The following is a 13,899-nucleotide window of genomic DNA, read 5'->3' on the forward strand; positions in this document are numbered from 1 at the left end:
GGCGCCCGGCAGCTTTATGCAAGAGTGATGCCGCTGCCGCCGAGCGGCGATCTTATTTAGCTTCCGCTGTGGAAGCGCCACTCGATTCGATCCAATCCAGCGAAAATCGCGTGAAGACGATCTTTCCGTAATCGTCAACTTCATACAGGCAGCCGGCCGAGGTCTCATCGATCGCTACCAGGCATGAGTAAGCGCTGCTCTTGCCGTAGAGTTGTCGTCGAAAGGGCCAAGTGGAGCCGTCGTCAACGCTGCCGCGCAAGGTCAGGTTGCGGCGCATCGTCTCATCGGCCGGGTTTGTAAACAGAATCAAACCAGGGTCCGCGTCCGACGGCCAGCGGACGCGGCGTATGCTCGCCTGGCATACTGGTTCAATGAGCGCTGGATCGTGTCGCTGATTGTCCCACGAGTCGCCTCCGTCGGTACTATACGCGACCTGACGAGCAGGGATCGAGCGGTCGTAGTTTCGCATGTTGATCATCAGCGCCCCGTCGGACAATTCCACAATCTCGCATTCGTTGACGTCGTCCTTCGGGGTCGGCTCGCCGCGCTGCCAACTGGCGCCGTGGTCGTCGGAATAGATCGCGTGCGAGCCGTAACGACGACTCGACTGCTCCATGTGATCGCAGGGAACGACCAGGCGTCCGCGATGCGGACCCTGGTGGATTTGGATCGCGGCGCCGGGTCCGGTGGCGTACCAGGTCCACGATTCGTCCTTGGTCGTGGACGTGACGTTGATCGGCGCGGTCCAAGAAGCGCCCAAGTCATCGCTATGCGTCATCCATACGGTCCGCGTTCCGCGGGAGCTTTTAGATATGATGTCGTCCTCGCGGTCAGTTCCCAGGTTGTGAGTGAGAGGGAGCCAAATGACGCCAGTCGTCGTATCGACTACGGGGCAAGGATTGCCGCAGCTGTTCGCCCCGTCGTCCCAGATCAACTGGAGCGGCCCCCACGTTTTTCCGCCGTCGTTCGACCGTCGGCACACGACGTCGATATCGCCCGCATCGCCGGCGCCATTCTTTCGCCCCTCGCAGATGGCGATCAGCGAAGCCTGCGCTTGTACAATGGCGGGGATACGGAACGTGTGGTAACCATCAGCGCCGCGCTCGAAGACGACGCTTGTTTGCGGTTCGGCCAACGCTCGGCTGGGAGCGACGGCGAACAGCAGCGCGGCGACGGTTAATAGGACGAATCGCTGCAATCGGTTCTCACCAATCCGAAGTAGTCGGCTCATGCCCTGACGATCGATCTGTACGGCATGAGGTATGGCGTTCACGAAATTGCCGTGCAGCGGTTGTTTGTCAGCGACGAAGGCGATACGGCCGTGCCAAACCAAGAGTGCTCCCCCCGATGCCTTCCTGGAACGAGCGCATGGCGATGACTACCAGGCCATGATCATCCCCCTGAAATGAAACAGCGTCTAGCCCTCAGGCGGCTGTTCGTCAGCCCAATTCTATCTGCATTCCATCTCTTCGCGGAACGGTAAGATCAGCTGCTGAAAGCCAGAGACTGCGCACGCTACGTGCGCCGTCGTCAGAAGCTCGCCAGCGCAATTACCAGCCCCATGCCGATCAGCGGGATGACGACCGTGACGATTCCAATGTCGAAGTAGGACTGCTTGTGCGTGAGACCGCAGATGGTGAGCAACGTGATCACGGCTCCGTTATGCGGCAACGAGTCGAGTCCGCCTGAAGCCATTGAGGCCACGCGATGCATCACTTCGGGGCTGACGCCGTTTTCGAGAGCTCGTTGGTAGAAGGTCGAGCCAAGGCTTTCCAAGGCAATGCTCAAACCGCCCGACGCGGAGCCGGTAATCCCGGCGAGCACTGAGATCGCCGCTGCTTCGGAGATGAGCGGGTTGTGCGGCACAAAGTTGAGCAATGCATTCTTGATCACCGTAAACGCTGGCAGCGCAGCGACCGTGGCGCCGTAGCCGACCTCCGAAGCAACGTTAAACACGGGCAACAAACAATCAGCGGCGCCTCCCTTCAGGATCTCGTTCAGCCGTCGACGACACCGCGCCGAGCCGACGATCACCACGGTGCAGGCCGTGAGCATGGCGATGACCGACGACCAGATGCCGCGGACGTCGGCGATCTTCACCCCGCCAAACAGCGGCTCAGCCAAGTACGCTGCTTCCCAATGGGGGATCCACAGTTCGGCCGCCACAAAATTGACGAGCAATACGCAAACGATTGGAGCCATCGCGAGGAAAAACGGCGGCAATGCTTCGCCCGCATCGAGGGCCGGTGCGCGAGCCATGCTCGGTCCGTAGCCTCCCGAGGCGTATCCTTCGCCGTGCAAGGCCGCGCTACTGGCCCGACGATTTAGCCAGAGCATCCCGAGTGCGAAAATCACCAGCCCCCCCATCGTTCCCAGCACCGGCGCCGCGAAGGCCGTGGTTTTGAAGTAGGGCATGGGGATCAGGTTCTGAATCTGCATGGACCCTGGAAAAGAAGTCATCGTGAAGGTGCCCGAACCAAGCGCGATCGCGCCAGGAATGAGCCGCCGCGGAATATCGGCGTGTTGAAAGACGGAACTAGCCAACGCATGAACGGCAAACACGATCACAAACAGCGATACGCCGCCGTAGGTTAACACGGCCGTGCAGAGCACGACGGCAAAGATGGCATGCCGAGGCCCCAGCAGCGAAGTGATCTGGTTGGAAATCGACTGGGCGCACCCCGAGTGTTCCATCAATTTGCCGAATACCGCTCCCAACAGGAACAACGGGAAGTACTTTGCCAGGAACTTCCCCAGCGCGGGCATAAAGATCTGCGTGTACGCCGCCAGCAGCGGAACTTCTCCGCTGAGCGCCACGGCCAGCATCGCCATCGCTGGAGCGAGAATGATGACGCTCGCCCCGTGATACGCGAGGTACATCAACAACAGCAGCGAGAGCACTAGCCCCAGAAGTCCGATCATCGGTACGCTCGCAATCAGGGGAGAACTTGGCAAAGAGAGGCTTTGTCGCCGACCGCTTCAACGACGGCGCCGGCAAATCCGATCGATTCTGCGCATGCTGGCTAGAACGCGTTCCTCAGCGGAGTCGCCGCAGGAATCGACCGTCGTCGTCAATGCAAAACGCGGTAGATGGTAGAAAAGTGTTGATAGCGGCCGGACGCTTGCTGAAGAGTGTATAAGGTGCGCACCAGCGACCGCAACACAATTCTGGAAGAGTTCCAGCGCTTGCTAGGCATCCCGACATTCAGCCAGTGATGCGTTGACGAACCGATGGCAACTTGCCGCGGTCGTGATAGACTTCGTCTGGATAGAATCTGGCGGCCTGGAGATGCGGCGTCGCGAGGTTTTTCGAGGCCCGCTCCTCCTGTGGATACGCTCATCTTGCCGTCGTTCGACTAAGCGATGGCGTCTAGGGAACTGGAACTCGATCATGTCGTTTGACGACTCCCCGCAAGTGAGTCAACTCCGGCGAAATCTGCTGGAGTTCATGGACGAGTTGATCTACCCGCACGAACGAACGTATCAAGAACAACTGCGCGACGCCGCCGATCGTTGGCAACCGCTGCCGATCATGGAGGAGTTGAAGCTTAAGGCTCGTCAGCGAGGGCTCTGGAACCTGTTTCTCCCGGCGAGCGAACATGGCGCCGGCCTGACGAATCTTGAGTACGCGCCGCTTTGCGAGATCATGGGCCGCTCGCCGATCGCTCCCGAGGCGTTCAATTGTTCGGCTCCCGACACCGGCAACATGGAAGTGCTCGCCCGCTACGGCACCGACGAGCAAAAGTCGCAGTGGTTGACGCCCCTGCTCGAAGGAACCATCCGCTCATGCTTCGCCATGACCGAACCCGACGTCGCCTCATCCGACGCGACGAATATTCGAGCTCACATCGCGCGGGAGGGCGATTCGTACGTCATCACCGGACGTAAGTGGTGGATATCCGGAGCCGGCGACGCGCGATGCAAGATCTGCATCCTGATGGGCATGACGAATCCACATGCCCCGCCGCATCAGCGGCAGTCGATGATCTTGATCCCGCTAGACGCCGCCGGCGTGACGATTCGACGAACGCTCTCGGTGTTCGGATACGATCACGCCCCGCACGGACATGCGGAGATATCCTTCGAGAACGTCGGCGTCCCCGCCTCCAATATACTATTAGGGGAAGGGCGCGGTTTCGAGATCGCCCAAGGACGATTGGGGCCGGGGCGGATTCATCATTGCATGCGACTGATCGGCCAGGCAGAGCGAGCCCTGGAGGCGATGTGCTGTCGCGTTGCGTCGCGGGTCGCGGCCGGCAAACCGCTGTCCGAGCAGGGGACGATTCGAGCCGACATCGCCAATTCACGGATCGAGATCGAACAGGCGCGTCTGCTCGTGCTGCAGGCGGCGCATCTCATGGACACGGTCGGCAATAAGGCGGCGCGGAATGAGATCGCGATGATTAAAGTGGTGGCGCCGAGCATGGCGCTGCGCGTCATTGATCGAGCGATTCAGGCGCACGGCGGGGCCGGAGTTTGCGAAGATTTCGGTCTCGCGGCGGCTTGGGCCGAGGCCCGGACGTTGCGATTGGCTGACGGTCCCGACGAGGTTCATCGCGAAGCGATCGCCAAGTGGGAACTGCGCAAGTCGGCGCCGTCGAGCCCGAGCGCCGACGGCTAGCGCCTTGGAGCGTCGCCGGTCAACCTGAATTGGAGGCTGCCTTGCAACTTCGTGATCAAGTGGTCGTCGTGACGGGAGCGGGCCGGGGGATCGGCGCCGCGCTGGCGCGCCGATTCGCTCGCGAGGGGGCTCGCGGCGTCTACGTCGTCGATCGCGATGAAGGGCCGGCGCGGCAAATTGCCGCCGAGTGCGGGGGCACCCCAATCGTTTTAGACGTCGCGTGCGAATCGGACGTCAAAGCGTTCGTCGATTCCGCCTTCGCTACATTTGGGCGGATAGACCTCTACTGCTCCAATGCCGGCGTCATGCAGGATGGCGGCATTGAGGCGAGCAACGCCGATTGGCAACGCGCCTGGGAGATCAACTTTCTCGCTCACCTTTATGCGGCGCGGGCGCTCGTCCCGCACATGATCGAGCAAGGAGGAGGCTATCTCCTCCAAACCGCATCCGCTGCCGGATTATTGACCCAAATCGGCGCCGCCCCGTACTCGGTGACGAAACACGCCGCGGTGGCGTTTGCCGAGTGGCTATCAATCACGTACCACCGTCAGGGTCTTCGCGTCTCGTGTCTCTGCCCGCAAGGCGTTCATACGCGCATGCTGGATGACTGCGAGTCGGCGCCGGCCGACTTGCTGCGTGATGCTGCGTTGACGCCCGAGCAGGTCGCCGATGCGGTCGTTCAAGGTCTGGCCGACGAATCGTTTCTCATTCTTCCTCATGCCGAAGTCGCCACGTACGTCGAGCATCGAGCCTGCGAGAATGAACGCTGGCTGCGCGGCATGCGTCGACTTTGGGATCGCGTCAGCCCGGACGACGGTCGGCAAGGTTCAGTTGATCCAAAGTAGTCAAAAGCGCTCAAGTGGATCTCACGTACGTTGGGTTCAGTCGGCAATCGAGACGTTCGTTGCTGCAAGGAATTGCATTTTCCTGCGGAACCAGTCACTCTAAGCGAGTTCGTTCTCTTCTCTCACGCTGACTTTTCGCATCGACGTTTTCCGCTTTTCTTCTTTTCACTGACCGATCATGTCCACCGGAGAAGCAGAAGTTGTCGCCGCTCGTCCAGGCGAAGAGCTCGATCTGCACGGTCTCGCTGCCTTTCTTCGCGAGCAAGGCATTATCCGCTCGGGCGACTTGAGCGTGATGCAGTTCCCACACGGACACTCGAATCTCACGTATCTGCTGCGCTGCGGAACAGAAGAGTGGGTGCTGCGGCGCCCTCCCTTCGGCAATCAAGTCAAGTCGGCCCATGATATGGGAAGAGAGTTTCGCGTGCTCTCGGGATTAAGTCCCATTTTTCCAGCCGCCCCTCGACCACTGGCGCTGTGCACGGACGAATCAATTTTGGGGGCGCCATTCTATGTGATGGAGCGGCGGCGCGGACTGATCGTGCGGCGAGAGTGGCCCACCCATCTGCCCCGCGATCCCGAATTGCTGCGCGAGATGTGCGGAGCCCTCATCGATGCCCTGGCGGACCTGCACGCGATCGACCCGCGCGAGGCGGGACTCGAGACCTTCGGCAAGCCGGCAGGCTACGTCCGGCGACAGGTCGAGGGCTGGACCAAGCGCTACGGCGACGCCGAAACCGACCAGATTCCCGAGATGGGGGACGTCTCCGCGTGGTTGGCGGCGAAGCTTCCCGCCGAGAGCGGCGTCGCGATCATTCACAATGACTTCAAGTTCGACAACATCGCCTTTGATCCAGACAATACTCGTCGCGTCGCCACCGTCTTCGACTGGGAGATGGCGACGATCGGCGACCCGCTGATGGATCTTGGGTCGACGCTAGGGTACTGGGTCGAGGCCTCCGAAGCCGAGGAACTGGCGGCGTCGTTCGTCGGTCCGACATGGCTGCCAGGCGCGATGACGCGTCAGGAATTGATCGATCGCTACGCCGAGCGCCGCGGCATCCAAAGCTCCGACATGCAGTACTACCGAGTCTTTGGCCTGTTCAAGATCGCGGTGATCGTCCAACAAATCTACGCACGCTTCAAGCGAGGATTGACCCATGATCCTCGCTTTGAAGCGCTCGACGCCAGCGTTCGAAGTCTGGCGCGGCAGGCCGCGCGTGAGATTGCAGCGTAACGCGCCCCGTCGTCGTTCATTCGTTCACTCGACCACTCAAGAACACGGAGGTGCCCCATCGGCAATAGCATTTCGCTGGAAGGCAAAGTCGCGCTGGTGACTGGCGGCGGACGAGGCATCGGCAAGGCAATCGCTCGCCGCTTCGCCGAGGCCTCAGCCAACGTCGTGATTGCGAGCCGCAAGCTGGAGGTTCTCGAAGCCGCCGCGCAGGAGTTGTCCGATCTGCCAGGCCAAGTCTTGCCGCTCGCCTGCCACGTCGGCAAACCCGATCAGCTCGAAGATGTCGTGCGCGAAACGGAAGCAAGATTCGGCCCCATCGATGTGCTCGTCAACAATAGCGCCACGAACATCGGACAAGGTCCCGCGCTCCAGGCGACAGGCGAGATGCTCGACAAGATGGTCGACGTGAACGTCAAATCGTGCCTGCGACTAGTGAATCTCATCGTCCCCAAGATGATCGAGCGAAACGCCGCCGGCTCGATCATCAACATTGCGTCGATCGCCGGGCTTGAGCCGCAACCGGGCGGGCTATTGTATAGCTTCACGAAGGCAGGGCTCTTGATGATGACGCGAAGTTGGGCGCGCGAGTTTGGCCCGCACGGCATTCGCGTGAACGCGATTGCTCCGGGCCTGATCAAAACCGATCTCAGTCGCTACTTCTGGGAAGACGAAAAGTTTATGGAGCACCTGCGAGAAACGCAGCCGATTCAACGCATCGGACTGCCTGAAGAGATCAGTTTTGCGGCGCTTTATTTGGCGTCCGATCAATCGTCGTATGTCACCGGGCAGACGTTTGTCATTGACGGCGGCAGCACTTGCTAGAAGACGTGGTCGCGATCGGCCGGCTGTTTTTCATACTCAAGCCGCTCCAAAAAACAGACGGCGTCATTCGCCCGCAGCCGCAAGCATCCAGTTCAGCGCCTGGTTCCGTGGAATCGCCGCATCCGAATCGAGCAGACCGATAGCGTGCTTGACCTGAGCAAAACAGCCCGAAAAGCAGTAGCCAAAGATTGTCGCAAACTGGTCTTCGACTGACAAAGAACCAGTCAACGGCGCCGGCGTCTTCACAATTAAGGCATGGCGTGCCAAATCGTGTTGGAGATGACCGCTCAGTAGGATAAAATTCATCCGAACCAACATTGTCCCCCGGCGAGCTTAGGAGACTCGCCGGGGGGCCTCCATTCAGAATCCGTTCGGACGCCAGCCCGGAGATTTTTTCTCTGGACAGTTCCAAGTAGCGGGGCCGTGAAGCGAAAAGCCCCCCTGAAGAATCGTTAAGACGCTACTACGCGGAAAGTCATTCGTTCGCCGGCGTTGTGTCAAAAGCCGATTTCCTGATCGACGTTGATACGATCGCAAACCACTTGGCATGGCATCGGATACCAATTCCCCGGCCAGCCTACTAATGGCCGCCTAGATCGGGACGTCATTGCTGGCGAACTCCGCGGTAGCGAGGTGAATAGCGGCTTAGATTCTCGCCGCCGCCTGAGAGTCCTGAGCTATCGCAGGCCTCAGCTGCACCAGCTAAGGCCTGACTGAATCAACGGTCGGCCAAGCGCTAGGAGGACGTCAAGCCAGCCCTGCTTTTCACCGGCTAGAGTCCCAGCACTCGCTGCCAATCCTATTGGCCATAGAATGGCAGCTTCTGGCATGGCGTTGACGGTGATCGAGAAGACGCCGCCAGTCAAAGCCCGCCTCGTGCTCAAAACCGGCCGGCGCACATACAAAACTCAGCGATTCAGGAGCCACAAAGTCGCCACCGGCGGTGAATAGGTTGAATATGCTGCCAACTTTTGGCAGGAAATTGTTGACGAAGGAAACATCTGCGGTACCTCATCAAGAAGCTCACCGCACTCTAGAGGACGCACAAAACAGAAGAGATGATTGGCCGCCTCGAGTTCCGCTGAGCTTACGGATCACCACTGCGGAATCTCATCGGCTTCAAGGCGGGCGCGTTGCTGGCGTATCGAGCTGGCGAGCTTGATGGCGAGACGCTCAATCTTGCTCCATGCCCGGTCATCCTCCATCAACGAGACCGCCATCGTAACGGCCCGGTGGAGGTACTCCCCATATGACTCAAAATCCGGCAGGTAGAACTGGGCGACATTCGCACTGTATTTGAACGCGTCGGCATCGGCTTCATCAAACCACCACGCCGGAGCCATAAGGCTTTGGCCGTTAGGCAACGATAACCGCAGGGGTTCGCCCGCAGCCGCAAGCATCCAGTTCAGCACCTGGTTCCATGGAATCGCCGCATCTGAATCGAGCAGACCGATAGCGTGCTTGACCTGAGCAAAACAGCCCGAAAAGCAATAGCCAAAGATTGTCGCAAACTGGTCTTCGACTGACAAAGAACCAGTCAACGGCGCCGGCGTCTTGCCTACCCAACGAGACAGTGATGGGTTGAACTCCATTTCGATGCATGTGGGAGTCTCAATCTCATTTGATGCAAAGACAAAATGCCCCGCTTCATGGTAAGCCGCACTGAGAATTTCCGCGTTGGACATAGACTGACTGCCCGCATTGGCGATGCTTTCGTTGATTGATACCTAGTGAGCGTACCAAATGCCGAGCGAATTGTGTGCACGAGGTACGCCGCGACCAGGATGGGTTGGCATTGGTCTCATTCCAGTCGCTGAGGGTTCACAGGGCTTCGTCTGCTGAGATGGCTGCATCAGGAAGCTTGCACGCCGCCCGCAAGGTTGAGTTAGCTGCCGGATATCATGTCCGGCGCCGATCGTCTGACCACGCCTGAAAATCCCGCCAGACTGCGGCCCGAGCTGCGGCGCCGAAGGAGCGTGGACTCGCTCCGCGAGCCGTCGCGGTTGGCGTCCCACAGCCCATCGGATGGATGCACCGGCGATTGCCGAAACGGAGCCGCCGACCTCAAGCGATTGCGCCTGGGTTGGCCGCCCCGACCAGGGCCAAGCTGTCGCCCTGACCGGCTACTGAAGCCCTTGCCAGGACGCTGGGAGGGCGAGCGATTGTCACTCATAACGGAGTGGTCTTTATCCGAGCGGAGTAATGACAAGAGACGGGATAGCGGCCAGCTGATGGCAGTGCAATATTGCTGGCGTCCATACCGTCTTCCCCTGGAGAACTTGTGAATCAATACAACAATTCGCGCCAGATCCAAGTCGCCGGCCGCAGCATCCGCTGCGACTCCGTAAGCGACCGCGCACTTCTCTCTGATGCCAAATCGATCGCGGAAGATCCCAGCACAGCCAATGGCATCTAGCTTGACCGACTCGACGCCGTTCGCGACGCTTGCCAGCTTTACTCGGTTGGCAAGGCTCAGCGAATAGTCAAAATGGCGATTGACCGCCAGCAGCGGCAGCAGCCACGCTAACGCGTTTGCATGATTTGCGACCGGCAGGTCATGGCCGAGCTCGACTTCGCACCAGGCTACGCATCGGCAATGCGTCGGTCGTTCACTTCTTTGTTCACCTTGTTCTGGAGCGGGCATGTCAGAACTCATGCGGGCCATGATCGGTTGCATCACCGTCACAACGGTGGTGATGGGTACGCTCACGTTCCTAATGAGGTCGTACCTGCTTCGGCGGCTCAAGAGATCGCTCCGCGATGAGCTCGCCGTTCAGATAGATCAATTGCGGAACGAGCTGCGCGCCGAATTTCGGCAATTGCTTGCCGACTCGTCCGGTACTGCACCGCCCGGCGCATCGGGTTGAGACCGACGTAACCGCAAATCTGTAGTCCGTTGAGCTTTGAGGCTTGGCGTTCGTGCCCTACATCGACTGCATGCGAATTCAGCGACCCGAGGTCGCCATTGGCGGCATAAGACATCACGCCTCGTCGCGCCGACGGAATTGAAGCTCAGATTGGCAGTCGCAAGGTGACTTTTCGCTCACCGCAAGGAAATCTCATGCTGCTGCAAGCGCAGGCAATCAGCGAAGACGCCGCTGCCGCCAATAGCCTTACCGTCCGCCGCCTCATGCTGATCTAAGATGACTACTGACGTCACAAGCTTGGTCGGCGTCAAAGAAGTCGATCGACCATCTGAACTCTTCAAGGCCTCGCTGACGCGATTCCCCGAATCGTCACCTGATGGTGATACGCGCCCCTCGCCGTCAGGCACGGCAAATTCTATTGTAGTCGAGAAATCCCACGGCGAGGTTCTGCTCCCAGGCTACAGAGCCAGACATAAGCTGAAGTCCGTTCCAGTTCCGGACAACGACAAGCAGACGCTCATCTGAGTGCCAGCGCCGACAGTTATCACGAGATAGTCGCTCGCTCACCAATTCCATCGAGCAAGCCATTGGCCGCAGCGAGGCCGCTTAAGAAAGCCCCCTCAATTCGTGGACCGCCACACCAATCGCCGCACGCCGCGAGGCCAATCGCCGAATCGAGTAAACATCGCTGCGGCAAAGGCTCAATCGGCCTCGCGTATCGCCACCGGTGCGCCGCCACGAACTCAGGCAACTGCGTGGGTTGCGCCACCGTGCGCCAGAACTCATCGACTAGCGTCCGCGTCACGTCGTCGGCTGATTGATCAAGATGAACGAGAGACCAGTCTTCGGTTGTGTGGAGCGTCCAGCAATTTCCGGTCTGTCGCTGCGGTTTACTGTCGTTGCGGGCGATCCACGCCAGCGGTGATTCGTGGACGAACGCTGCATCAAATGCAACCTGCAGCATCTCTTTCAATTGTAGGATCACTGCCCAGCAAGGGGACATGCGGACGCGCGAAAGTGCCAGGGCCATCATGGTCGAATGACCGCCTACGAGCGCCAACGTTTGCAACGGCGGAGCCGTCACGATCAGCGCGTCGAAGGGACCATACATCGCTCCTTCGGCGTCTTCGACATGCCAGCGATCGTCATTACGACGGATCGCTTGCACCGCGCATTCGGTCCGCACGTCCAAGCCGATGCTCAGCGACTTGGCAATGGCGGACATTCCCGGAACGCCGACAAACCGAATATTCTGCTCCAAGAGTTCGGCCGTGACTCCTCGAGCCAAACAAACGATCCTCCCCGACCAGCATGCGGCGGCGCCGGCCGCGCACCACTCCTCGACTTTGGCCGCGAATCTCGCGTCACGAACCGTAAAATACTGGGCCCCGTGGTCAACTCCCGCAGTTGAGTTAATTCGACGAGTCGCACACCGTCCGCCGACTCCGCGGGATTTTTCGAAGACGCTGACAGGCACGCCGGCACTACGCAAAGCCTGAGCGCATGCGAGCCCCGCGATCCCAGCGCCGATGACTCCCGCCGACTCCATCCGATGCATGGCCGATTCCGGGGTTGACGAGCGGCCGCAGAGGGCTCGATTAGAACGATCACCGACATGGTTTCGGCCGCCGTCGATGCAATCGACGCATCCAAATCGTGCCGAGCGACGAATAATTCACGAAGCAGGGCGATATTCTACGCTAGCGCTGATGTCGGTACAAAACAATGACGGGGCAATTTGCCGTGAGCATCCCACTGAAGCTGCTATTTGTGGCGTTGATCCTTGCCCCTGTCCCAGGGTGCGCTGCCCCTGTGAAGGGCGTTCCACAGGAGGAGACCGTGCTCAGATCAGTCATGAAATCGTTGGACGGCGAGGAGATTGACCTCAAGCAATATGACGGCAAAGTACTTCTGATCGTGAATGTCGCAAGTCACTGCGGGTACACTGGCCAGTACGAGCAACTCCAACAGCTCCATGAAAAGTACGCTGAGCAAGGGCTTGCCATTCTCGGCTTTCCCTGCAATCAGTTCTTAGGGCAGGAGCCTGGAACAGCGCCGGAGATCAAGGAGTTTTGCCGTGCCAACTACGGCGTGACGTTCGACATGTTCGACAAAGTCGAGGTGAATGGCGAGGGCGCCTGCGAACTTTATAAGCAGCTGACATCGCTAGACGCCAAGCCCAAGGGGGCTGGCGAGATCGGCTGGAACTTCGAAAAGTTCGTCGTTGATCGCAGAGGATTTGTGGTCGGTCGGTTCGGGTCCGGCGCCAAACCCGACGCTCCGGAAATTATCAAGCTCATCGAGCAAGAGTTGGCAAGAAATCCAGCGTCGAATCCCAAACCGTAGCGTCTTCAAGGCAGTGCGCCGCCCGCTTCATGAGTGAACTTATCGTGAGTCCACTTGTTTCAGAACGCATGGAATGCATGGAAGTGGGCGGCGGCAATCGGGCCGTCGATCGAAAGTTCGAGTCCCCGAGCTCGAACCTTTTGAGTTCACAGCCGGCGGTACGATCAGGCGTTAGGCGCTGGGCGTACGCTAATTCTTAATCTGCGGCGAATCATATATGCAGTCTGGTTGCAGGATGGGATGCCGGCTGTTCTGCAACCGGTTGAGGAAGACGGCTCGAGGACGGCGTCTAGTTGTGGCCTTCAGATTGCGGGAGGAGATTTATTAGGGGTCAGGAATATCGAGAATGGCCAAGCAACGTGGCGCCCCCCGAACAATTAAAACGATGAGCAACGCCGCGCAGACTCTCGCATCGCCAACGCGCACATGGGCCGCGCCGCGCAGGCCTTGGTCCCTGCGAATGACCTGGGAGGACTTGCTATTCGCTCATTGGCCCATCGCGCCCGAATTGTTGCGCGGCCAGTTGCCCGCGGGGCTCGAGCTAGACGTATTGAACGGCCAAGCCTGGCTAGGTGTTGTTCCGTTTCGCATGTCGGGCGTCCGGCCCCGCTGGATGCCGCCAGTTCCGGGCTTGTCGACGTTTCCCGAGCTCAACCTCCGCACCTACGTGACGGCGGGGAGCAAGCAAGGCGTCTGGTTTTTTACGCTCGATGCCTCGTGCCGCGTGGCAGTTCGCATCGCCCGACGTGCTTTTCACTTGCCTTACTGCGATGCACGCATCCAGGTGACCCGCGCGGCCGATGGCTGGATCGAGTATCAAAGTCGCCGCACCGACCGACTGTATCAACCAGCGGAATTTTCGGTGCGTTACCGATCTCTCGGCCCAAGCGACGCGATTGCCAAGGATCCTCTGGCAAGCTGGCTGACGGCGCGTTACTGCCTGTACGCCGCTGATGCACGCGGTGGACTGTGGCGAGGGGAGATAAATCACGCTCCCTGGCCGCTTGAGTCGGCGGAAGCTGCCTTCGAAACCAACACTCTGGCGACTGCCGCGGGCATCGAATTGCCGGCCGCCGAACCCGTATTGCATTTCAGTCGTCGGCTTGACGTCGTGGCTTGGACGCTCGACCGAGTCCAATAATTGCGACTCTGCATGTAAAT

Annotated in this window: 12 protein-coding genes and 1 pseudogene; 7 read left to right on the top strand and 6 right to left on the bottom strand. The window is 59.6% G+C overall.

Annotated elements, in window-relative coordinates; all coding sequences use genetic code 11:
- Positions 1-52: 52 nt before the first annotated feature.
- Positions 53-1,231, bottom strand: coding sequence for a sialidase family protein (locus tag I41_RS23225; RefSeq protein ID WP_145435356.1), 1,179 nt, complete (start codon positions 1,229-1,231; stop codon positions 53-55).
- Between the two features lie 299 nt (positions 1,232-1,530).
- The gene (locus tag I41_RS23230; protein ID WP_145435359.1) at positions 1,531-2,922 is read right to left on the bottom strand and encodes a GntP family permease; all 1,392 of its coding nucleotides are present in this window, start codon (positions 2,920-2,922) and stop codon (positions 1,531-1,533) included.
- Positions 2,923-3,391: 469 nt separating this feature from the next.
- Here I41_RS23230 and I41_RS23235 point away from each other — a divergent pair, with 469 nt between their 5' ends.
- The 4 genes from I41_RS23235 to I41_RS23250 all read left to right on the top strand — a co-directional run bounded on the left by I41_RS23235 (position 3,392) and on the right by I41_RS23250 (position 7,525).
- A complete protein-coding gene (locus I41_RS23235; protein WP_145435361.1) occupies positions 3,392-4,621 on the top strand; it encodes an acyl-CoA dehydrogenase family protein in 1,230 nt (409 codons plus the stop codon).
- Between the two features lie 41 nt (positions 4,622-4,662).
- Complete coding sequence (locus I41_RS23240; RefSeq protein ID WP_145435363.1) at positions 4,663-5,466, top strand: SDR family oxidoreductase; 804 nt, start codon at positions 4,663-4,665, stop codon at positions 5,464-5,466.
- Positions 5,467-5,644: 178 nt separating this feature from the next.
- Positions 5,645-6,703 (top strand): phosphotransferase family protein, encoded by a 1,059-nt coding sequence (locus I41_RS23245; protein ID WP_145435365.1) that lies wholly within the window; start codon positions 5,645-5,647, stop codon positions 6,701-6,703.
- A 75-nt stretch (positions 6,704-6,778) separates the two neighbouring features.
- Positions 6,779-7,525, top strand: a complete 747-nt coding sequence (locus tag I41_RS23250) for an SDR family NAD(P)-dependent oxidoreductase (protein ID WP_261342498.1) — start codon at positions 6,779-6,781, stop codon at positions 7,523-7,525.
- Between the two features lie 63 nt (positions 7,526-7,588).
- Here I41_RS23250 and I41_RS23255 read toward each other — a convergent pair whose 3' ends face one another.
- Together I41_RS23255 and I41_RS23260 are read right to left on the bottom strand one after the other, a co-directional pair.
- Positions 7,589-7,843, bottom strand: a complete 255-nt coding sequence (locus I41_RS23255) for a hypothetical protein (protein ID WP_145435368.1) — start codon at positions 7,841-7,843, stop codon at positions 7,589-7,591.
- 776 nt (positions 7,844-8,619) lie between these two features.
- Positions 8,620-9,210 (bottom strand): hypothetical protein, encoded by a 591-nt coding sequence (locus I41_RS23260; protein WP_145435370.1) that lies wholly within the window; start codon positions 9,208-9,210, stop codon positions 8,620-8,622.
- A 957-nt stretch (positions 9,211-10,167) separates the two neighbouring features.
- Between I41_RS23260 and I41_RS23265 the strand changes: the two genes are divergently transcribed.
- Complete coding sequence (locus I41_RS23265) at positions 10,168-10,392, top strand: hypothetical protein (RefSeq protein WP_145435372.1); 225 nt, start codon at positions 10,168-10,170, stop codon at positions 10,390-10,392.
- Between the two features lie 544 nt (positions 10,393-10,936).
- Here I41_RS23265 and I41_RS23270 read toward each other — a convergent pair.
- Positions 10,937-11,680 carry an NAD(P)/FAD-dependent oxidoreductase gene (locus tag I41_RS23270; RefSeq protein ID WP_246133735.1) on the bottom strand — a complete coding sequence of 248 codons (744 nt, stop codon included), beginning with the start codon at positions 11,678-11,680 and terminating at the stop codon, positions 10,937-10,939.
- A gap of 93 nt (positions 11,681-11,773) precedes the next feature.
- A pseudogene (locus I41_RS28690) lies at positions 11,774-11,950 on the bottom strand (NAD(P)-binding protein); the annotation flags it as partial.
- A gap of 296 nt (positions 11,951-12,246) precedes the next feature.
- Between I41_RS28690 and I41_RS23275 the strand changes: the two are divergent.
- Entirely contained in the window at positions 12,247-12,738 is a 492-nt protein-coding gene (locus I41_RS23275) for a glutathione peroxidase (protein ID WP_246133893.1), read from the top strand.
- A gap of 460 nt (positions 12,739-13,198) precedes the next feature.
- Complete coding sequence (locus I41_RS23280) at positions 13,199-13,879, top strand: YqjF family protein (protein WP_246133894.1); 681 nt, start codon at positions 13,199-13,201, stop codon at positions 13,877-13,879.
- Positions 13,880-13,899 lie beyond the last annotated feature (20 nt).

The organism is Lacipirellula limnantheis (assembly GCF_007746075.1).
GTDB lineage: Bacteria > Planctomycetota > Planctomycetia > Pirellulales > Lacipirellulaceae > Lacipirellula > Lacipirellula limnantheis.

Bases quoted from the DNA above. Each gene is read 5' to 3' on its own strand.
- I41_RS23235 (WP_145435361.1), top strand. From the start codon at position 3,392: ATGTCGTTTGACGACTCCCCGCAAGTGAGTCAACTCCGGCGAAATCTG.
- I41_RS23225 (WP_145435356.1), bottom strand. From the start codon at position 1,231: ATGAGCCGACTACTTCGGATTGGTGAGAACCGATTGCAGCGATTCGTC.
- I41_RS23255 (WP_145435368.1), bottom strand. From the start codon at position 7,843: ATGTTGGTTCGGATGAATTTTATCCTACTGAGCGGTCATCTCCAACAC.
- I41_RS23230 (WP_145435359.1), bottom strand. From the start codon at position 2,922: ATGATCGGACTTCTGGGGCTAGTGCTCTCGCTGCTGTTGTTGATGTAC.
- I41_RS23260 (WP_145435370.1), bottom strand. From the start codon at position 9,210: ATGTCCAACGCGGAAATTCTCAGTGCGGCTTACCATGAAGCGGGGCAT.
- I41_RS23265 (WP_145435372.1), top strand. From the start codon at position 10,168: ATGTCAGAACTCATGCGGGCCATGATCGGTTGCATCACCGTCACAACG.
- I41_RS23245 (WP_145435365.1), top strand. From the start codon at position 5,645: ATGTCCACCGGAGAAGCAGAAGTTGTCGCCGCTCGTCCAGGCGAAGAG.
- I41_RS23275 (WP_246133893.1), top strand. From the start codon at position 12,247: ATGAAATCGTTGGACGGCGAGGAGATTGACCTCAAGCAATATGACGGC.
- I41_RS23280 (WP_246133894.1), top strand. From the start codon at position 13,199: ATGACCTGGGAGGACTTGCTATTCGCTCATTGGCCCATCGCGCCCGAA.